The organism is Mesorhizobium sp. M1252 (assembly GCF_040318265.1).
Classification (GTDB): domain Bacteria; phylum Pseudomonadota; class Alphaproteobacteria; order Rhizobiales; family Rhizobiaceae; genus Mesorhizobium.
In genome coordinates, this window is record NZ_JAMYLX010000007.1 from 150,291 (window position 1) to 170,465 (window position 20,175).

The following is a 20,175-nucleotide window of genomic DNA, read 5'->3' on the forward strand; positions in this document are numbered from 1 at the left end:
GCTGCTAAGTAGCGTTCGGGGAGTGTTGAGGAGAACTTGCATGGCACGTGGTCCGGGATTGCGGAAGGCGCTGGCGGAAAAGTTCGACGACGAACTCAAATTCTTCAAAGGCTGGATCGACAAGCCGAAGTCGGTCGGTTCGATCGTGCCGACAAGCTCCGTCACCGCCCGCAAGATGGCTTCCATCGTCAATCCGAAGTCTGGCCTGCCGGTGCTTGAAGTCGGCCCCGGCACAGGCGTCATCACGCGTGCAATCCTCGCCCAGGGCGTTAAGCCCGAAAACCTCTACGCGGTCGAATATTCCACCGATTTCGTGCGCCATCTGCGCCAGCTCTATCCCGGCGTCAACGTCATCGAGGGTGATGCCTTCAATCTCAACGCCACGCTTGGGGAGAAGAGCGGGATGATTTTCGATTCCGTCGTCTCCGGCGTGCCGCTGCTCAATTTTCCGGTCGCACAGCGGATCGCCTATATTGAAAGCCTGCTAGACCGCATCCCGGTTGGACGGCCGATCGTGCAGCTGACCTATGGGCCGTTGTCGCCGATCCCGCCCGGCCGCGGCAATTACACGGTCAAGCATTTCGACTTCATCTTCCGCAACATCCCGCCGACGCAGCTGTGGATCTACCGGCGCGAAGCGCATTAGCTGGTATTGGGGGCGGGAGAAGTCTCTGGCGCCTTGTAAAGGATCGACGTCTCCCGAAGGAAGCTCGATTGAGGGTCGATCCACATCCTTGACTGTTATCCGCCTCGCAAACTCGTGGCGACCTCTCTGATCGCCGCGCACATGGCCCGCACGGCCGTTGCTTCGGCGCTGCTGGAGAACAGAAGCAGCAGAGGCCGACGCGCACGCGGCTCAAGAGGACGCCTCGCGACGGTTCGCTGCCAATCGGCCGGAAACGCCAGGCCTGGCGCAATCGACAAACCGCGCCCGGCCCCAACCAGAGCAAGCAGCGCCGCCATATCGCTCGCCGACAGGATGACAACTGGCGCAACGCCAAAATCCTGGAACAATTCGGCAAGCATTGGTCCGCAGCCGCCGCTCGACATAATGAATGGCTGGCCGTCGAGAGCGCGGATCGGAAATGACCCGCCTTGGACTGAGTTCTTTTGCGATGACGCCACAAAGAGTTCGTCGTCGACAAGTTCCTCGGCTTGGCAATTGCCGGCGATGTAGGACAGTCCAATATCGGCGGCACCGCGATCGACCCACTCCGCCACCTCGGTATCCGTGCCCAAGAGCAGTTCGACAGCAAGCTCCGGGTGCCGGACGGAAGTAATGTTCAACGCATATGGAGCAATCTTTACCGAGGCGCTGCTGACCAGCGCGAGCCGTACTCTGCCTTTGATGGAGTGTTCCCGTAGGCCGACAAGACGGCCTAAAGCATGCAAAGCGGCGCGCGCCGCGTCCAAAGCCGCCTCGCCGGTTGCGGTGAAAGCGACACCGCGCCGATCACGTATGACGAGGGGCGCGCCAACGATCTCCTCCAGCGCCTTCATTGCATGGCTTATGGCCGATTGAGAAAGACAGAGCCGCTCGGCGGTTTTGGTGAAGCTGCGCGTCTCGCTGAGCGATGTCAGGACGCGCACCATCGTGATGTTGATATTAGCTTTGTTCATGGCTGCCGAAATATCTTTCATTTCGCTCATATTAAAGAGCGCTGTAGGTTTTGTGAAGGTGAGGGAAACGACCCTCGAAATCGGCGAGCGGCTTTCCTGGCCTCTCCGGCATGCAGGCGTGCGGTACGACGAGACTGAAACTGGAGTATCGCATGAGCTACCTTCCGCAATTCCTGACCCTTGCTTCGGTCTTCCTGCTCGGCGCCATGAGCCCAGGACCCGATTTTGTAGCCGTGACTTCCCATGCGCTGATCAGCCGTCGCGCGGGGTTCCATGTGGCGCTTGGCATTGCCGCAGCGATCATGGTGTGGGCGGCTCTCGCGATGTGTGGCCTGGGCCTCGTACTGACGCAGATTGCATGGGCTCACCTTGCCGTCCGGATCGCCGGTGCCGTGTATCTCGGTTACCTGGGCAGCAAGATCCTTTTGTCGGCTTGGCAGGCGCGGCCACCGCTGGCCGTCGGTGGCGCAGAGACCACGGCTCCTTGGCGAAGCGGATTCGTTGTCGGAATTACAAATCCGAAGACGGCCGCGTTCTTCGCGAGCCTGTTCATATCGGTATTGCCGATGCAGGCTCCGATCTGGGTCCAGGCAGTGTCGCTGGCCATAATCGGGCTGGTCGCGATGGCGTGGTTTGGGCTTGTCGCGCTAATGTTCTCCACAAGAAGGGTTCGGTCGGTATATGGCAGCGTCCGCAGGCCGATAGATGCCTTGCTCGGAGTTGCACTCATCGCGCTGAGTGCAAGAATTGCGGTCACCCACTAGCAATAGCCCAGCTGCTCGGCACACCTTCGCGCGCCTGCCCCCCGATCGTTTCCGTTTTTTGAGCCAGTGCGTTGATTTGCGCAGCCTCTGGCTGTACCTGTCCGGGAACAAGAGTGGCCAATGGCTGTGATCGCGAAAATCCTCGTCTTCGCCGGCTCGGTGCGCAGCGGCGCCTTCAGCGGCAGGACCGCCGATGTGGCGCAGAAGGAGCTGGCCATGCAAGGCGCCGAGGTGACGCGCATTTCGCTGGCCGACTATCCGCTGCCGATCATCGACGAGGACCTCGAAAAGGAAAAAGGCGTTCCCGACAACGCCGTGAAGCTCGGCCGGCTGATCGCCGCCCATGACGGGCTACTGATCGCGACGCCGGAATATAATGGCTCGATCCCGCCACTGCTCAAGAACACGATCGACTGGGTAAGCCGGGTGCGCCTCGATGGCGGCTGGCCGGTGAGGCCGCTTGTCGGCAAGGTCGCCGGCCTGTGCTCGTCTTCCAACGGACATTTCGCCGGGATCCGCTGCATCAACCATCTGCGCGCCGTGCTGGTGCGCTGCCAGTTGGAGATGGTGACGCCGGAATGCTCGGTATCCGATGGCGGCAGTGCCTTCGACGGCGACGGCAATTTCAGGGATGAGAGACTGACCAAATCGATGGAGCACCTATGCCGCACGCTGATCGAAACCTCGCGCATGCTGTCGACCCGGACCGGGGCATGATTTCCACAGCCATGCAGGCCCATACCATGAGAGAAAGGCTGATCGTCGGCCTCGACGTGCCGACGGTGAAAGAGGCCGAACAGGCGGTGCAGGAGCTCGACGGCGTCGTCTCCTTCTACAAGATCGGCTATCAGCTGGCCTTCGCCGGCGGGCTCGACTTCGCCAGGGAGTTGGCCAGCGGCGGCACGAAAATCTTCCTCGACATGAAGCTGCTCGACATCGACCACACGGTGGCGAAGGGTGTCGAGAACATCGTGCGCATGGGCATGACCATGCTGACCATCCACGCCTATCCCAAGGCGATGCGAGCCGCGGTGGAGGCCGCCAGGGGCAGCGACCTCTGCCTGCTGGCGGTCAGCGTGCTGACCTCGATGGACGAGCAGGACGTGATCGACGCCGGCTATGAATACGACCCTCACACGCTGGTGCTGAGACGCGCCGAACAGGCGTTGCATGCCGGCATGGGCGGCGTCGTCTGCTCGGCCGAGGAGGCGGAAGCGGTGCGCCGCATCGTCGGACCCGACCTGGCGGTGGTGACACCGGGGATACGGCCCAAGGGCAGCGACCATGGCGACCAGAAACGCGTGGTGACGCCCGGCCAGGCGATCCGCAACGGCTCCAGCCATCTTGTTGTGGGCCGGCCAATCGTGGCGGCAAGCGACAGGCGCGCGGCGGCGGAAGCCATACTGGAAGAGATGCGCGCCGCGTAACGAGGAGAAGAAAATGCCCAAGGGATACTGGATAGCCCGCGTCGATGTGCGCGACGCCGAAGGCTACAAGGACTATGTCGCTGCCGCCAAGCTCGCTTTCGACCGTTTCGACGTGAAGTTCCTTGCCCGTGGCGGTGAGCATGAAAAGGCCGAGGGGCCTGGCCGCGCCCGCAATGTCATTATCGAGTTCGAATCGCTCAGCGCGGCGCACGATTGCTACCACTCGCCGGAGTACCAGCGCGCCGTGGCCATCCGTCAGAAAGTAGCCGATGGCGAGATCGTGCTGGTCGAGGGTATCTGACGCGCGAAGCTGCTCTGCTCAGTGCGGCGCTTCCTCCTGCGCCAGCACCTCCAGTTGATGGCGGTGCCCCGACAGCTCATAGCCGACAACGGTGACGGCCGGCGCTAGCGTGAGTAAGATGAGGCAGACCGCCATGTCGACGCCGGCAAGGGCGGCGATGATGGCAAGTGCGACGACCGCAGCCGTTCCCGCCAGCAGCCAGACATGGAGGGGATCGAAGCGCTGGACGAGATAATAATACAGCGCGTAGATCGCCCCCAGGAACACGCCTAGCGGAATGGCGACCGAGAGCAGGGTCGCTACCGGGCCGATATGGGCCTTGTGCTCGATGAAATAGGCCGCGACATGCAGCCCGGCGCCGGTGGCGACGATGGCCGCCACGATCAGCATCTGGCCATAGCCCCAGACAAAAGAGCGATTGCGGTGCTGGTGCAGCACTGTCCCCGAGGGCAGCATGTAATAGACCCACCACATGCCGAAGGTGAGACCCATTCCGGCAATGCCGATCAAGGCGGCATCGAGGTTCCAGCCCTGCTCCTCGACCACGGCCGACAGCGTCGCCAGCGTGCCGACCACCCCTTCGCCCAGCGCGATGATGGCGAAGAGGCTGTAGCGCTCGGCGACGTGATGCGCGTGCCAGGGCGTGCCGCCATCCCGGCGTTCGGCGATGACCGGTCCGGCAAGCTCGATGAGAAGCAGGACCGCGCCGAAAGCCAGGCTCGTCGCCAGCGAGAAATCGACCAGGATCTGCACCACCCAGCCGATCTGGGCGATCGCGATGGCGATGGCATAGGTGAGACAGGCACGCCGCCGCCCAGGGTCCTGCCGCGCCGCGCGCAGCCATTGGAAGATCATGGCGACGCGCATGATGACGTAGCCCAGCACCATCACCGAATTGTTGAGGTGTTCGCCATGCTCGATCGAGGCGAACATGCGCGGCAGGCCGATGGCCAGCACCAGCACGCCGATCATCTGCACCATGGTGACGAGGCGGAAGATCCAATCGTCGGTGTCATAGGCGGAGGAAAACCAGGAGAAATTGATCCACGCCCAGCAGATCGCGAAGCTGGCAAAGCCGAAGCCGATCAGCGCCGCCGCGTAGTGGCCCTCGGCCAAGGCATGCGCCAGTTGCGACGAGGCAAGGCTGAAGGCGGTGACGAAGGTCAGATCGAACAGCAGCTCGAGCGGCGTGGCGACGCGATGCGCCTCATGCGGATCGCGCCCGGCCATGCGCCTTATGTGATGATGGAGGGAGCTTGCTGGTGTGCTCATCGCGCGGCCTTGCCTGAGGACTGTCCCGCGACACTAAAGGTGGAGCAAAAGCCGTCAAGGCGCGGTAGGTCGTGCCGGTCCCCGCGGCCTTTCAGATCGCCTGTCGGTTCAGTCGGTTCGCCGCCGTCTCGGCAACCGCATCGGCCAGCGTCATGCTCCATTGCAGCCGGCAATAGGCGCGGAAATCGAAGCAGGGCAGGCCGGGACAGACTTCGAACTCGATGAGGTGGGCATGATCGGTGGCCTCGACCCTGAAATCGATGGAAAACACGTCGCGCAGGCCAAGTCCGCTGACCAGCCGCTCGGCGATGCGGCGGATGGTTGCCGCGGCTGCCGGCTGGGTGTCGGCAACCGCCTCCAGCACCGGCTCGCTGTATAGTCCAGCCGCCTTGGCGGCCTCGCCGGTGTCGCCGTAAAGCGCCATCGAGTCCGCCATGGTCTGGAAATCGCCGCCGGAGTCGACGAACGCAATGCCGAGCGCTTCCGCCCCGGCATCCGTTTGCAGCCCAAGGAAGCTGGCGCGGACATTGCGACCGCCGACATAGGGCTGGACGACGACATCGTCGCGATAAGCGGCATAGACCCGCCGGCTAAGCTCCAGCGCATGGGCCAGGTCGTTGCAGCGTGAATCCGGCCAGATGCCTACCTTAGAGCCGAGCCGGTTCGGCTTGACGAACCAGCCGGCTTCCGAAGCTGGCGGGGCGGCCAGCCAGCGGCCGTCGCGGGCCAGGCCTGCCTGCGGCGCCGGCAGGCCGAGCGCGCAAAGCACGGCGCCGGAGCGGAACTTGTCCTGGCAAAGCGCGAACAGCGCATCGTCGGCTCCGATGGTTCTAAGCCCATTCAGCCTGGCAAGTGCGGGCGCTGCAGCACCGCGGAAATAGGCAATGCCGTCGGTCAGCGTCCAGACAAGCGTGGTTGCGGGATCGGCCTTCGCCAGCGCGCTTGACGCATCGTCGAGTGCAACCGGCATGAAGGCGAGGCCGCGCCGCCCGCAAGCGGCGGTGATTTCATCGAATTCGGGCGCGAGATCGGTCGATTGCGCCAGATAGGACGAGATTTCCAAGGCACGCTCGGCAGGAAAACCATCGGCGACCAGCCTGTCGAAACAGGCCTTTTCAGGCTCGTAGACGAGGATCAAGGTCGGGCGCGGCATGGGTCAAAGCTTCTCGGTGATGCAGCCACACCATCGCACGGCCAATGCGATCGGCTTGCGCGAAATCGACCCGCGCCCGCCGCCTGCACGACAACCGGTACGCTCAGGCGATCAGCACGCGCGGCTCGAAGCGGCCGTTGACGGGGATGTCGAGCAGGAAGGTCATGCCGGCCTGTGGGTCGAGCTTGCGCTGCTTGTCGTCCTTGCCTTTCCAGGCCGAGGTCACCGCCAGCCGATCGGCCTTGGCGCCGACAAAGGCCGGGCACGAGGACTGCCCCGCCGGCACGGCAATCTCGCGCAACAATGTGCCGTCCGGCGCATAAGCCTTCACTGCCTTGCCGCCCCAGACCGCGTTCCACAGCACGCCGTCACGGTCGACAACCGAGCCGTCGACATAGCCCCGCGACGAGCGATGGTCGACGAACACTTTGGACTCGCCGACCGGCAGGCCCGTCGCCGGATCGCAGGCGACGCGCATCAACAGGCCGGTCGCGGTATCGGTGTAGTAGGCGATCGTTCCATCCTGCGAGAAACAGATCGAGTTCGACACGGTGATGCCGGTGTAAAGCGTGCGCAATTCGCCCTTGAAGAACCAGTAGATGGCGCCCGCGCCCTTCTCCTCACCCTTGCCCATCGTGCCGACCCAGAAGGCGCCACAAGGGTGGACGCGCGAATCGTTGGAGCGGGTCAGCGCATTGTCGGCCTCGATGGGCGTATGCAGCGTCAGCTTGCCGGTCGAGACGTCGCGGACATGCAGGCCGGTCTCGGTGGCGATGAGCTGGCGATGGTCGTCGATGATGGCGATGGCGCTGGCCATCTGGCCGAGGTCGTGGACCTTCAGCGCGCCGGAAGCGACGCCCTGCTCCAGCAGAAGGCCGTTGACGATGTCGAACCAGAACAGCGTATCGGTGGCGGGATCGTAGCTCGGCCCCTCGCCGAGTTCGCAGACATGGTCCGAGAAAACCGAAACGTTTTCCATCATGCCGCTCCGCCGAAGGCCGCATCCCAGGCCGTCACCGCCGCCTGCGCGCGCGAGGCCACCTCGTCGACGCTCATGCCGGGTTTGAACAGGCTGGAGCCAAGACCAAAAGCAGTCACCCCAGCGGCTTTGTAGCCGGCAAAGTCTTTGTCGGAAACGCCGCCGACGGCGCCGACCACGGTATCGGCCGGCAGCACGGCCCGCATCGCCGAAATGCCGCTAGGCCCGAGCACGCTTGCCGGGAAGAATTTGAGCGCCGAAGCCCCAAGCCTAATCGCCTGAAAAGCTTCGGTGGGGGTGAACACGCCTGGCATCGTCACCATGCCATGGTGCATGGCGCGGGCCATGACGTCGGCATCGATGTTGGGGCTGACCAGCAAGCGCCCGCCGGCCTTGGCCAAGGTGTCGACATCGGCTGAAGTCAGCACCGTGCCGGCGCCGACCAGCGCTGTCTTGGGCAAAGCGGTGACAATGCTGGCGATCGATGAAAACGGTTCCGGCGAATTGAGCGGCACCTCGATGGCTTCGATGCCGGCGTCAAACAGCGCCTGGCCGATGGCAACCGCCTCGCTGGGTTTGAGGCCGCGCAGAATGGCGACAAGACCACGCTTGAGCTTCGGGAAGGGTGCGGTCTGGGTCACGCTATCACTCCACTCTGGTGAGTCATTTGGCGATCATGCCATTTTCTCGCGCCGCCTCGATAAGGCCGGCACGCACCGCCTCGTCGGCGTCGACCGTCCTGACGGCAAGCGCTGCAAGGTCGAGCGCCTGGCGGTAGAGGGCTGCTAGCGACCCCGAGGCGACCAGCACGATTGCAGTGGTGCTTTCGCCATAGCGGCGGCCCGCCGAGGCGATCTCGCCGCCGATCAGCAGGCCGGACAGGCAAGCGGCGGCATCGTCGGCCTTGAGGTCCTGCAGCAGGCCGGCGGCGCGGATCGAGAACAGCCGCGAGGTGACATCGCCGCCCTCGGCCAAAGCCTTGCGGCACCATTCCTGGAAGGAGGGATTGTCCGGAATGACCGGCTTCGGGCTCTCGCCCAGCGAATGGCGCAGGATCGAGTGAGTGGCCAGCACCGAAAACAGCTCGCCGGTCGGCCAGGTGCAGAAGCCGTCGACCGCGCCGTCTTCGACCAGAACCCATTTCGAATGGGTGCCGGGCATGCAGACGAGATGGCGACCTTTTGCCGGCAAACCGGCGCCGGCAAGCTGGGTTTCCTCGCCGCGCATTACATCCGGCGCATCTTCCAGGCGCTGCGCCAGGCCAGGCACGATGCGGATGTCGCGGCTCTGGCCGGGAATGCGGGCGGCCCCCGCGAGGATGGCACTGAGCGGCGCCGGCACGGTGATGTAAGGCGCTTCCAGCCAACCCTGGCGCGAGCCGGCCATGCCGCAGATGATGACTGGCAGTGTGTCAGGCGCGCCGAGCGCCGCGAGATGGCCTTCGAGGATGGTCGAAAAGCCTTTTTGCTGCGCGGTGATCAGCCCATCATCGCCGCGACGCTCGGCAAGCACCCCGCCCGCCTCGTCGACCAGCCAGACCCGCATGCGGGTCGTGCCCCAGTCGACGGCGGCGACTGCCGGCGTGCCTTTTGCCGGATTTTGATTCACCGGGCTCACAGGAAACCCCCGTCGACGATCAACATCTGCGCCGTCAGCATACGCGAGGCGTCGGAGGCCAGGAACAGCACCGTGCCGACGATGTCGTCGGGCTGCATGACCTGCTTGATGCTTTGCTTGGCGACATGGGCGGCGAGCCCCTGCTCGGTGACCCAGAGTTCCCGCTGCCGCTCGGTGATCACCCAGCCCGGCGCAATCGCATTGACGCGGATGCCATCGACCCCAAGCTTGCCGGCGAGACCTTTGGTGAGGCCGAGTATGCCGGCCTTGGCGGCGGTGTAGGCCGGCATATCGGGGTGGTTGATGAGATAGGAGGTTGAGGTGAAGTTGATGATCGAACCGCCGCCGGCCCGCTTCATGCCCGGCGCCACCGCCTGTGCGGTGAAGAAATGCGGGCGCAGATTGACGGCGAGATTGTTGTCCCAGAACTCGACGGTAACGTCAGCGACGTCGTGGCGTTCGTCCCAGGCGGCATTGTTGACCAGCACGGTGACGTCGCCATGTGCCTCAGCCGCTTTGGCGGCCGAAGCGCGCAACGCCTCGACGTCGCGCAAATCGGTCTTGAGGTAGAGCGGTCGCCGGCCAAGTTCTTTTTCGACGCGGTCGGCAAGCAGCGTGCTTGGGCCATCGGCGATGTCGATGAAGGCGACATGGGCGCCCTGGCGAACGAAGCCCTCGGTCAGTGCCGCACCAATTCCGGAACCGCCGCCGGTGATCAGCACCGAGGCTCCCCTGAGGTCGGCAAAATCCGCCGATGGCATCATATCTTCATCTCCCGGTCCGGTCGGCGCGCATCCTATCCAGCCAAGTCCGGGGAGCAAGGGCGAAAACGGCGATTTGATTGGCTTATGTCAGACAAAAGGCCGCAAGATGGCGGCCACAGTCGATCTTGGCTCGCGCCGCTGACTTGCTCGACGCAGGCCAGACCGCCGGTCAGACTGCCTTGGCGTAGAGGGCGCCGCGATAGGAATCGCGGAGGTAGCCGAGCGTGGCGTCGGCATCGACCGGTTTGCCGAAGAGATAGCCCTGGCCGCCGGCGCAGCCGAACTGAACGAGGCGGTCGGCCTGCGCCTCCTCCTCGATGCCTTCGGCGACGACATCCATGCCGAGCCCTTCGCACATGGCCAGAATGGCGCGGATGATGTGTTCCGACGGTCGGTCGTCGAGGATCGAGGAGACGAAGGCGCGGTCGATCTTGAGCTTGTCGAAATGGAATTCGCGCAAGCGGCCGAGCGAGGACTGGCCGGTGCCGAAATCGTCGAGCGAGACTCGGATGCCGACGCGACGCAGGTCCTCGACGATCTTCTCGGCCGAGGCCGGATCGTTCATCAGGCCGGTTTCGGTGATCTCGATCTCCAGCCGTCGCGGATCGAAGCCGGTGCGGTCGAGGATCGACAATATGTGCAGGCCAGTGTTCTGGTCGACGAGCTGCGAGGGCGACAGGTTGAAGGACAGGAACAGGTCCTTCGGCCAGCTGCGCGCCGCTTCGGCCGCCTTGCGCAGCACCAGCTGCGACAGCGGGCCGATGATGCCGCGCTCTTCGGCGATCGGGATGAACACGGTCGGCGGGACGACGCCGAGGTCGCGATCGGTCCAGCGCGCCAGCGTCTCGAAGCCGATGGTGCGGCGGGTGGTCAGATCGACGATGGGCTGGAAATGCGGCTCGACCTCACCGGCCGAGACGGCGCGGCGCAGCGCCTGTTCGATGCGGGTGACGCGCTTGGCCGCCTCTTCCATTTCGCGGGTGTAGACGACGACGCGGCCACGGCCCGAACGCTTGGCGTGGTAGAGCGCCGTTTCGGCCTTGTTGACGAGGATTTCCGTGGTTTCGTCGCCGGAATAAAAGAGCGAGCAGCCGACCGAGGCCGAAAGCCTGGCGGTGCGTTCGCCGACATCGTAGGGCGCCGACAGGATTTCGATCATCATGCGCGACTTCTCGGCCGCCGCTTCCTCCGAGAACACCATCGGATACAGGAAGGCGAATTCGTCGGCGCCGATGCGGCAAACGGTGGAGTGGCTGTCCATCGAGGCGCGCAGCCGCATCGCCACCTGGATCAATATGTCGTCGCCGGCCTTGTGGCCGAACAGATCGTTGATCGGCTTGAAGCCGTCGAGGTCGAGAATGCCGACCGTGAACGGCGCGGGATCGTCTGCACGGTCGCTGATCAGGCGATCGACCTTGTCGAAGAAGCGGCGATGGTTGCCAAGCCCGGTCAGCGCATCGGTGAACGCCAGATCCGAGTTTTCCCTGCTTGCCTGCCCGGTGCCAAACGTCGTTTGCATCGGTATCCCTGTTTGTGACGCCCGAAATTTAGGCTGAGACTGGCAGCAAAGCGTTTAGGAAGCGTATCGCGAAATCGATTTTTCGCTGGCGAATGATGCTTTAGCGGACGCGGTAGAGTTCGACCGGGGTTCCGCGCGTTTCGGCCACCGGTTCGAGCCAATCGGGGACGCTTCCCTGCATCAGCCTGGCCAGGAAGCCTTGCGGCGCCTTGGCGGCAAGCATCTTGCTTTCGGCGCTGCCGCGGCAGAGCGCCATCAGGCCGACGTGGTGAGCCGCCGCGATCATCCTCGCCTGGTCCGCCGATCCGAGGAAGGCATCGAGCGCAAGCAGGTCGCCGGCGATGTTGCGATGATAGGGGCCGGCAAAGACGCGGTGCCCGGAATAGGCCAGGATGGGCGAGCCGAGATTGGAAATGGCAAGCACCGTGGTGTCCGGCAGCCGGGCCAACGCCGCGAAGGAGGCCTTGCGCTCGCAGGACGGATCGCTGTCGGTGTCCTGTGCCTCGACCGAGACCTTGCTGGCCTCGAATACGTTCGACGTCGCGGCGGCAGCGCCGGCCCAGACGGCATTCACCGACACCAGCCAGACCGCCGCCATGCGCAGCGATACGCTGCGCGCAGGGCTGATCCTCGCCCGTTCGCGCCAGCTTGCGATCCAGGCCGACAGCGGGATGACGGCAAAGGCGATCGAGAATGTCGAGCCGCGGACCTGCCAGGCGCTGACGATGAAGGCGCCGACCAGCAAGGCGCCGACGAGGATGTCCTGGCGGCGCCATGGTCCGCGCAGGCGAAGCGCCATCAGCGCGATCGCCACCAGCGGCGTGACATAGCGCGCCGCCAGCGAGGCCGGCTCATTGACGGCAATACTGAACAGCGACTGCGCCTCGTCGATGTGATCGAGCCACAATTCCTTGAGGCGCGGATCGAGGTTTGCGTAGGGAGCCGCAAGGCATTGCGGAAACAGCGCCACGATGACGGCGCCCAGCCCAAGCGCGAGCAGGCTAAGCGAGATCAGGCGGCGGCTGGCCGTGCCATTGGACACCGTGAGCGACGTCACGGCGGCAAGCCCCAGTCCGGCGATTGCCGCCACCACGAACTGCACAGCCGAGAAGGCATCGCACTGCGGCTGGCCCATGGCCGATGGCGGGATGGTGGTGACGAAGACGAGGGCTGAAACCCCGGCAAAGCCGAGACCGAAATCCCTGGCGATCCGGCGTTCGCCGCCGGGATCGACGACGAACAGCAAAGCGATGCAGGCGCCGATGGTGGCGACATAGGGCGCGGTTTCCATGCCGACGGCCAGCGTCAGGGCCGCGCACAGGCCGGAAGTCAGGGTCGCCCAGCGACGCGTCGGCGCCTCGAGCAGCAGGCTGAGGCTGGCCATGGTCAGCGTCAGCTGGACATTGTGATGATCGAGCGCACCCGGCAAGAAAATGCCGATGAAATGCAGCGCCGCCGCGCCGATGACGATCGCGGGCAGCACGGCGCCGACGCCGGCGAAGCTGCGTGCCGCACGGGCTGTAAAAAACACCGCCAGGCAAAACAGCAGCGACGGCCACAGCACCTGTGCGATCACTTCGGCCATGGCCATGCTGCCGGTCAGCGCCGAGGCGGCGAGGATGATGGCGGCGAGCGGTGCGTCGACCAGCCGCGACCAGTGCATGACGAAACCGCCTTCCGGCCCCATCCTGTACTGATGCAGGTCGAACCAGCCCTGGCCGGCCAGCATGTCGCGAACCTCGACCAGCCGCAGCAGGCTGTCATTGTCGCCGCCGGCATTGCTCAATTCGCGAAAGCCCGTGGCGGCATTGACGGCCAGCACCACCAGCATGGCAAGCAGCGCCAGCGTCATATCGGACTTCCAGGAGGAAGCACCCGCCTTGGCTGCGTTCATCATCATGACCTTCGTCGGAAAGACTGCGGCCTTAAACCTAGCCTTAACAGCTTCAATAAATAGTAAAGTCGCCTGAGCGAGGCCGCATGTGAGCGCGGCCGGAGGCTCCGCCGGGCGTCGGGAGACGGAAATGCCGCACGAAGTCCGCCATGAGCCGGCCATTGCCGTGCTCCTGCCTTGCTACAATGAGGAACTGACCATCGCCGAGGTGGTGCGGCGCTTTCGCGAGACGCTGCCGTCGGCCGAGATCTATGTCTATGACAACAATTCCAGGGATTTGACCGCGCTCAAGGCGCGCGCAGCGGGCGCCATCGTCGTCCGCGAGCCGCGCCAGGGCAAGGGCAATGTCGTGCGGCGCATGTTCGCCGACATCGATGCGGACATCTATCTGATGGCCGATGGCGACGGCACCTATGCGCCGGAAGATGCCTCGCTGCTGATCAACATCCTGCAGACCGAGCGCTGCGACATGGTGGTAGGCACCAGGCGCGGCGTCACCGACGATGCCGGCCGTTCCGGCCATGCCTTCGGCAACCGCATCTTCAACAGCCTCTACAAGCGGCTGTTCGGCGCCGACTTCACCGACATCTTCTCCGGCTACCGCGTCTTCTCGAGGCGTTTCGTCAAGAGCTTTCCCGCGGTTTCCGGCGGCTTCGAGATCGAGACCGAAATGTCGGTGCATGCCTCGCAGCTCAAACTGCCGGTGAGCGAGATCGCGCTCGATTATGGCCGCCGGCCTGAGGGATCGTCGTCGAAGCTGTCGACCTATCGCGACGGCGCCAGGATCCTGTGGATGTTCGCCATGCTGATGAAGGAAACGCAGCCGCTGCGCTTCTTCGGCGCCTTCGCGATTTTCTTCCTGGCGTCGAGCCTTGCCCTGATGACGCCGGTGCTGATCGAATTCGCCCAGACCGGCCTCGTGCCGCGCATGCCGACCTGGGTGCTGTCGGTGGGCCTGCTGCTGCTCTCGATGCTTGCGATGGTGACCGGACTGATCCTCGATTCGGTATCGCGCGGACGCGCCGAGCAGAAGCGCATTTTTTATCTCTCGGTGCCGTCAGGCCGGGTCGAACGGCGCGAACGCACTGGTGAAATCCCGAAGGCCGAACCGGGCAAGACGCCCCGGGCCGCCTGAGCCGTGAGCCGGCTCGCCCGCTTCGTCCTGGCAGGCGGCGTTGGTTTCGTCGCCGATGCCGCGGCGCTCTGGCTGCTCTTGGCGCTGACGCCGCTCGGTCCCTTCGTCGCCCGTGTCCTGTCGATCGGCTTTGCGCTGTGCGTCACCTGGCAGATCAACCGGCACCTGACCTTTTCGCCGTCGAGCCGCGGCGTGGCGCAGGAGGGCGCGCGCTATGGCGGCGTCGGCATCGCCACCAGCATCGTCAACTATCTCGTCTACTGCGCCATCCTGTTTGCGCTGCCGGCGCTGCCGCCGCTGGCGGCACTTGCCGTCGCCTCGCCGGTCGCCATGGCGCTGTCGTTCCTCGGTTACTCCCGGCTGGTCTTCGACCGTTAAAGGTCTGGGCCAAGCAAGCGCGATTGGCAGAAGCCGCCAAGTTCCGTATATCGGCGACAGAGCCTGCTGGAGACCGGAAGATGCCCCTGAAGATCGCCGTCCAGATGGACCATGTCTCCACCGTCTCGATCGCCGGCGACACGTCCTTTGCGCTGTCGCTGGAGGCGCAGCGGCGCGGCCACCAATTGTTCCACTACACGCCCGACCGGCTGTCGATGCTGGGCGGCAAGGTGTTTGCCCGCATCGAAGAGATGAAGCTCCGCGACGAGAAGGGCAATCATTATACGCTGGGCGACAAGGTGCGCACCGACCTGTCGGAGATGGATGTGATCCTGCTGCGCCAGGATCCGCCCTTCGACATGAATTACATCACCACCACGCATATTCTGGAGCGCATTCACCCGAAGACATTGGTCGTCAACGACCCGGCCTGGGTGCGCAACAGCCCGGAAAAGATCTTCGTCACCGAATTCCCCGATCTGATGCCGGAAACGCTGATCACCAAGGATCCCCAGGAGGTCGCCGCCTTCCGCAAGGAGTTCGGCGACATCATCGTCAAGCCGCTCTACGGAAATGGCGGCGCCGGCATCTTCCATCTCAAGGAAGACGATCGCAACCTCGCCTCACTGCTCGAAATGTTCGCCCAGCTGTCACGCGAGCCGTATATCGTCCAGCGCTATCTGAAGGATGTGCGCAAGGGCGACAAGCGCATCATCCTGATCGACGGCGAGGCGGTCGGCGCCATCAACCGCGTGCCGGCCGACCACGATTCTCGCTCCAACATGCATGTCGGCGGCCGCGCCGAAAAGACTGAGCTGACGGAGCGCGAACGCGAGATTTGCGCCCGCATCGGCCCGTCGCTGAAAGAGCGCGGCTTCATCCTGGTCGGCATCGACGTGATCGGCGACTACATGACCGAGATCAACGTGACCTCGCCAACCGGCGTGCGCGAAGTGCAACGCTTTGGCGGCGCGGATATCGCCAGCCTGTTCTGGGACGCGGTGGAGGAAATGCGGCGCAATTCGGCCGCGTAGTGTGCGTTGCTACGGAGGACTTTGGTGGGTCCAGAGAAGCATCGAAGGATGCTCTTTATCGGGTAAGACTGCCGAGCAAGCGGCTCATCAAATCAAACTATGTCCCGGAAGCGCCGAGGCCTCAGTTTCGGAGGAAGGAGACCGATAAGTCTGGTCTGCAATTTTCGCTGTGGTGTTGCCCAGTCTTTCAGCAGAAAACCCGCATCGGAGTTCTTTTCCAGCAATGCGAAAGCCGCAGACAGTCCGATCAGGTCGACCAAGGTCCTGCGCATTGAGTGGCGGGAGATTAAATGCTCCAGTCCCGGCGCCACTTCGCACCAACGATTGGCCAGTGCCCGCCGTATCGCTATTTCAGTATCAGGCGACATCCTGCCGAGGCCAACTCCGGTACCCAGGATGCGCCCGTCCGCCCAGCCATTGCCGCCGTGAAGCCGATAACTGCCAAGAGCCCGCCCAATCCTCACGGTTCCGCCGATCATATGGGCGGCACGAGCCATATAACCATCGGCACATATCTTTATTTCGTCCGGATCGGATGGACGCATGATTTCAAGCGGAGCTCGACGAAACATCATCCCCGATGTGGTTGACCAAAACCAAACCCACGGTGCCCCGATCAATAAATAATAATGTCGGGTCAGCTTCGGTGTCGACATGCAGGTAGCCGCTCATTTTCGGCATCGATCGCGGGTCATTCAGGTGGAATACGGGATGACCGCCCGCAAGCAGTTTGCCGGCCGTATCTATCACCACCTCATCGGAGCTCGACATCGCCGCGATACGGGTGTGGCTGAGATGGGCTCTCACATGGCATTCTATGAAGTCAGGATGCCAAGCATCGTCACCGTCAAGAAAGGAGATCAGGGGCCCGGCTGTCGCGTCAAGCCCGGTCATCATTGCTGTCAACTGCCCGCCATTTTGCAGTCGGGGCAGAAAGCGGAAACGACTGTCGCCAAGCTGGGACAGACACTCTTCAATCCTTCGGCGGGAACCGTCGGTCGAAAAATCATCGACCACCACGCATTCGAACGCAGTGTATGTCTGCGCCGCTACGGATCGGATCGCAGTGTCGATGAATGCCTCTTGATTGAAACAGCCTACGCAAACGGATACGGTTGGTAGCGCGATGTGAGAACCAGCCCCGCTTGGGACGATGTTTTCTTTCAAGAGGCGCTTCTCCGTACACCAGATTTGATCGCCTGAGATATTCCGTCGATCAAATGGCGGTGTTTCTTTGCCAAATTTCTCTCTATCGAAGCGAGTTTTTCTCCGCACTCAAGATCGCAATTGCCGCATGTTGACCCTACAGCACGGGTATCGCCCTCCTACCAAATTCGAGATTGTCAGAGCCATGCTGCGTCATGGCCACAACCTCAGAAAAGGGCACCCTTCCGCGAAGTCGCAACCTGCTCTTCAGGCCAGTTTGCTGTCGGACGATCCGTTCATATCCTATTCGGGAATGTCCGGTACGCCGCTCGGATTAGCAAGTCATATGCCTTTCCGTCCACGCAGCCACCGCGCCTGGTTTCTCATCTCGCCAACCTGGTCCATCGAAAACAGTGCTAGCGTCAAAACCATCCGGACCTATGCCGTTCTGCATAGACTCAAGAACCCCCGTCACTCGCTAATCTTCCTATCCAACACTCAGGCAGAGGCTGATCTGTTGAACCAGTCCGGCGAGGCCGCCGTCCTGCACAAAAAGACGTCAACAACCTCCGAACACATATTCAGGCCTCTCGATGATGTCCCTGTAGAATTTGATGCAATCTACAATGCGCAACTGGCTCCGTGGAAGCGCCATGACTTGTCGCTTGGCATCCAGCGTTGCGCATTTGTCTTCTATCGAGATTCAAGCGGATCCTCCACGACGGAGTCGGAAAGAGCGCGAATAAATCGGCATAGGGAGCTCGCGCCGCATCACGTCTTTATCAACGAGTTTGACGGCACCGGCAAGCCTGTCCGATTGGCACCGGCTCAGGTGAACACGCATCTAAATCGTGCAGCCGTGGGAATCTGTCTCTCTCACCTGGAAGGACCAATGTTCGCCAGCACGGAATATCTTCTCGCGGGCCTTCCAGTGGTCACGACGCCGAACCATGGCGGCCGAGACCTTTATCTGGATGACGACTATTCGCTCACAGTTCCACCCGATCCTCGATCCATCGCGGAGGCTGTCTTAGCGCTGAAGGAGCGACGAATTCCCCGGGATTACATTCGTTCGCAAACTTTGAAACGAATCGAACGAGACCGCGGGCGGTTCATAGACCTTGTAAACGAGATTTTTCTGGAGAGCGGCTCTTCGCGCCGGATCGCCCTGCCTTGGCCTTTCAGATATCCTGTCATGGAGTGGCTTCCACCGCAGGTCGCGATCGATCGATCGCTTTCAGGTTCGGTCGATGCCTTCATCACCGCTTAGAAGCAACACCCTCAGATTGCCGAAGGGCCTAGTCGCCTTGTTAACGCGGTCGAGGAGGCGGAGCAGCCGTTCCATTTTGCTCAACCATCTTCCGTTTTTGCAACCGGCACAGCGCGCTGCAACCACCACGAATGCATGTTCCTGTAATGTTCTTGCCTTGGCCTGAAATCTATGGTTGTCTTGTCCTGACGTCGCTCGCGGTCTGAACCACAAGGCCGAGGCGAGCTGATATCCGGGGGCAGAGCAAGATGGTGGCGCGGGTTCGCACGGTTGCTTTCCAGGGCATCGAGGCCGTACCGGTCGATGTCCAGGTGATGATCGCGCCGGGCAAGGTCGGCATGCAGATTGTCGGCCTGGCCGACAAGGCGGTGGCCGAAAGCCGCGAGCGGGTGCAGGCGGCGCTGCACGCTTCGGGCCTGTCGATGCCGTCGAAGAAGGTGACGGTCAACCTGGCGCCTGCCGACCTGCCCAAGGAAGGGAGCCATTACGACCTGCCGATCGCGCTCGGCCTGATGGCGGCACTCGGCGCCATTCCGGGCGATATGCTGGCGTCTTATGTCGTGCTGGGTGAATTGTCGCTCGACGGCACCATTGCCGCGGTGGCCGGCGCGCTGCCGGCGGCGATCGGCGCCAATGCCGAGGGAAAAGGCCTGATCTGCCCGTTCGGCTGCGGGCCGGAAGCGGCCTGGGCGGGCAAGGATTTCGACATATTGGCGCCGCGCAGCCTGATTGCCATCGCCAATCATTTTCGCGGCACGCAGGTGCTGTCGCGGCCCGAGCCCGGCATCCATGTCTCGGCCCGCGACCTGCCCGACCTTTCAGACATCAAGGGCCAGGAAAGCGCCAAGCGGGCGCTGGAAGTGGCGGCGGCCGGCGGCCACAATCTGTTGATGGTCGGGCCTCCCGGCTCGGGAAAATCGATGCTGGCGCAGAGGCTGCCTTCAATTCTGCCGCCACTGGCACCGAAGGAACTTCTTGAAGTCTCGATGATCGCCTCGGTGGCCGGCGAGCTCGGCGAAGGCAAGCTCACCGACCGGCGGCCGTTCCGCGCCCCGCACCATTCGGCCTCGATGGCGGCAATGGTCGGCGGCGGCATCAGGGCGCGGCCGGGCGAAGTATCGCTTGCCCATAACGGCGTGCTGTTCCTCGACGAGTTTCCCGAATTCACGCCGCAGACCTTGGATGCGCTGCGCCAACCGCTGGAGACCGGCGACTGCATGATCGCGCGCGCCAACCACCGCGTCACCTATCCAGCGCGCATCCAGCTGGTGGCGGCGATGAACCCGTGCCGTTGCGGCATGGCCGGCGAGCCCGGCTATCGCTGCCTGCGCGGCGAACGCTGCCGCACCGATTACCAGGCGCGCATCTCAGGCCCGTTGCTCGACCGCATCGACCTCAGGATCGAGGTACCGGCGGTCTCGGCCGCCGACCTGATCCGGCCCGACCGAGCGGAGAAAAGTGCAGCCGTCGCCCAGCGCGTGGCGCGCGCCCGCACCATCCAGCGCGAACGTTTCGAGCGGCTGGGCGTTACCAGCGCCACCACCAACGCCCATTGCTCGCCTTCTGTTATCGAGGACATCGCCGCGCCGGACGCAGCAGGCCTGTCGCTGCTGAAAGACGCCAGCGAGAAACTCGGCTTTTCTGCGCGCGCCTATCACCGCGTGCTCAAAGTGGCGCGCACACTGGCTGACCTCGACGCCAGCGAAACCGTCGGCCGAATTCACCTGGCCGAGGCGATTTCCTACCGCATGATGTCGGAGCGCGTGGCGCAGGCGGCGTAACGCTCCTCCTTGAGGGGAAGGTGGCCCCGAAGCGGCAGGGTGGGGGTCGCCGAAGAATGGTCGATCTTTTTGGAGCCGAGCCGAGAAGGGGCCTCTGCAATGACATTGCTTGTAGTGTCGT

General features: G+C 63.4%; 20 protein-coding genes. 10 read left to right on the forward strand and 10 right to left on the reverse strand.

The annotated features are described in order from the left end of the window. The first annotated feature begins 40 nt into the window (after positions 1-40). Positions 41-646 (forward strand): phospholipid N-methyltransferase PmtA, encoded by a 606-nt coding sequence (pmtA, locus tag NKH22_RS16200; RefSeq protein WP_023725310.1) that lies wholly within the window; start codon positions 41-43, stop codon positions 644-646. Between the two features lie 95 nt (positions 647-741). Here the strand turns inward: pmtA and NKH22_RS16205 are convergent, their stop codons facing one another. Continuing rightward, positions 742-1,650, reverse strand: coding sequence for a LysR family transcriptional regulator (locus NKH22_RS16205; RefSeq protein WP_023681320.1), 909 nt, complete (start codon positions 1,648-1,650; stop codon positions 742-744). A gap of 122 nt (positions 1,651-1,772) precedes the next feature. Here NKH22_RS16205 and NKH22_RS16210 point away from each other — a divergent pair, with 122 nt between their 5' ends. The 4 genes from NKH22_RS16210 to NKH22_RS16225 all read left to right on the forward strand — a co-directional run bounded on the left by NKH22_RS16210 (position 1,773) and on the right by NKH22_RS16225 (position 4,112). Continuing rightward, complete coding sequence (locus tag NKH22_RS16210; RefSeq protein ID WP_023687486.1) at positions 1,773-2,384, forward strand: LysE family translocator; 612 nt, start codon at positions 1,773-1,775, stop codon at positions 2,382-2,384. A 120-nt stretch (positions 2,385-2,504) separates the two neighbouring features. Beyond that, complete coding sequence (locus NKH22_RS16215) at positions 2,505-3,101, forward strand: NADPH-dependent FMN reductase (protein WP_023673195.1); 597 nt, start codon at positions 2,505-2,507, stop codon at positions 3,099-3,101. Then, positions 3,098-3,811, forward strand: coding sequence for an orotidine-5'-phosphate decarboxylase (gene pyrF / locus NKH22_RS16220; RefSeq protein WP_023755354.1), 714 nt, complete (start codon positions 3,098-3,100; stop codon positions 3,809-3,811). The genes NKH22_RS16215 and pyrF overlap by 4 nt, the downstream gene beginning before the upstream one ends. Before the next feature lie 13 nt (positions 3,812-3,824). After that, positions 3,825-4,112 (forward strand): DUF1330 domain-containing protein, encoded by a 288-nt coding sequence (locus NKH22_RS16225; protein WP_023681317.1) that lies wholly within the window; start codon positions 3,825-3,827, stop codon positions 4,110-4,112. An 18-nt stretch (positions 4,113-4,130) separates the two neighbouring features. Here NKH22_RS16225 and NKH22_RS16230 read toward each other — a convergent pair whose 3' ends face one another. The 8 genes from NKH22_RS16230 to NKH22_RS16265 form a co-directional block, all read right to left on the reverse strand. Continuing rightward, the gene (locus NKH22_RS16230; protein ID WP_027049051.1) at positions 4,131-5,384 is read right to left on the reverse strand and encodes a low temperature requirement protein A; all 1,254 of its coding nucleotides are present in this window, start codon (positions 5,382-5,384) and stop codon (positions 4,131-4,133) included. A 91-nt stretch (positions 5,385-5,475) separates the two neighbouring features. Beyond that, positions 5,476-6,537, reverse strand: a complete 1,062-nt coding sequence (locus NKH22_RS16235) for a D-alanine--D-alanine ligase family protein (RefSeq protein WP_023814537.1) — start codon at positions 6,535-6,537, stop codon at positions 5,476-5,478. 103 nt (positions 6,538-6,640) lie between these two features. Beyond that, the gene (locus NKH22_RS16240; RefSeq protein WP_196814867.1) at positions 6,641-7,516 is read right to left on the reverse strand and encodes an SMP-30/gluconolactonase/LRE family protein; all 876 of its coding nucleotides are present in this window, start codon (positions 7,514-7,516) and stop codon (positions 6,641-6,643) included. Beyond that, positions 7,516-8,157, reverse strand: coding sequence for a 2-dehydro-3-deoxy-6-phosphogalactonate aldolase (locus NKH22_RS16245; RefSeq protein ID WP_023755350.1), 642 nt, complete (start codon positions 8,155-8,157; stop codon positions 7,516-7,518). Before NKH22_RS16245 ends, NKH22_RS16240 begins: the two co-directional genes overlap by 1 nt. A 22-nt stretch (positions 8,158-8,179) precedes the next feature. Next, complete coding sequence (locus NKH22_RS16250) at positions 8,180-9,124, reverse strand: 2-dehydro-3-deoxygalactonokinase (protein ID WP_027049049.1); 945 nt, start codon at positions 9,122-9,124, stop codon at positions 8,180-8,182. A gap of 5 nt (positions 9,125-9,129) precedes the next feature. After that, positions 9,130-9,897 carry an SDR family NAD(P)-dependent oxidoreductase gene (locus tag NKH22_RS16255; protein ID WP_023755348.1) on the reverse strand — a complete coding sequence of 256 codons (768 nt, stop codon included), beginning with the start codon at positions 9,895-9,897 and terminating at the stop codon, positions 9,130-9,132. A gap of 169 nt (positions 9,898-10,066) precedes the next feature. Continuing rightward, positions 10,067-11,416, reverse strand: a complete 1,350-nt coding sequence (locus NKH22_RS16260) for a putative bifunctional diguanylate cyclase/phosphodiesterase (protein WP_023673185.1) — start codon at positions 11,414-11,416, stop codon at positions 10,067-10,069. 100 nt (positions 11,417-11,516) lie between these two features. After that, positions 11,517-13,316, reverse strand: a complete 1,800-nt coding sequence (locus NKH22_RS16265; RefSeq protein ID WP_352910087.1) for a GtrA family protein — start codon at positions 13,314-13,316, stop codon at positions 11,517-11,519. 124 nt (positions 13,317-13,440) lie between these two features. On the opposite strand from NKH22_RS16265, the gene NKH22_RS16270 reads away from it, so the two are divergent. The 3 genes from NKH22_RS16270 to gshB all read left to right on the forward strand — a co-directional run bounded on the left by NKH22_RS16270 (position 13,441) and on the right by gshB (position 15,857). Then, on the forward strand, positions 13,441-14,445 hold the full coding sequence (locus NKH22_RS16270; protein WP_023710382.1) for a glycosyltransferase: 1,005 nt from the start codon (positions 13,441-13,443) through the stop codon (positions 14,443-14,445). Positions 14,446-14,448: 3 nt separating this feature from the next. Then, positions 14,449-14,823 (forward strand): GtrA family protein, encoded by a 375-nt coding sequence (locus NKH22_RS16275; protein WP_023710381.1) that lies wholly within the window; start codon positions 14,449-14,451, stop codon positions 14,821-14,823. 80 nt (positions 14,824-14,903) lie between these two features. Next, positions 14,904-15,857 (forward strand): glutathione synthase, encoded by a 954-nt coding sequence (gshB, locus tag NKH22_RS16280; RefSeq protein ID WP_023687497.1) that lies wholly within the window; start codon positions 14,904-14,906, stop codon positions 15,855-15,857. A 549-nt stretch (positions 15,858-16,406) separates the two neighbouring features. Here the strand turns inward: gshB and NKH22_RS16285 are convergent. Then, complete coding sequence (locus NKH22_RS16285) at positions 16,407-17,024, reverse strand: glycosyltransferase family 2 protein (protein ID WP_352910090.1); 618 nt, start codon at positions 17,022-17,024, stop codon at positions 16,407-16,409. 184 nt (positions 17,025-17,208) lie between these two features. Here NKH22_RS16285 and NKH22_RS16290 point away from each other — a divergent pair, with 184 nt between their 5' ends. Continuing rightward, positions 17,209-18,273 (forward strand): glycosyltransferase, encoded by a 1,065-nt coding sequence (locus tag NKH22_RS16290; protein WP_352910093.1) that lies wholly within the window; start codon positions 17,209-17,211, stop codon positions 18,271-18,273. A 248-nt stretch (positions 18,274-18,521) separates the two neighbouring features. Further along, positions 18,522-20,054 carry a YifB family Mg chelatase-like AAA ATPase gene (locus NKH22_RS16295; protein ID WP_023701949.1) on the forward strand — a complete coding sequence of 511 codons (1,533 nt, stop codon included), beginning with the start codon at positions 18,522-18,524 and terminating at the stop codon, positions 20,052-20,054. Positions 20,055-20,175 lie beyond the last annotated feature (121 nt).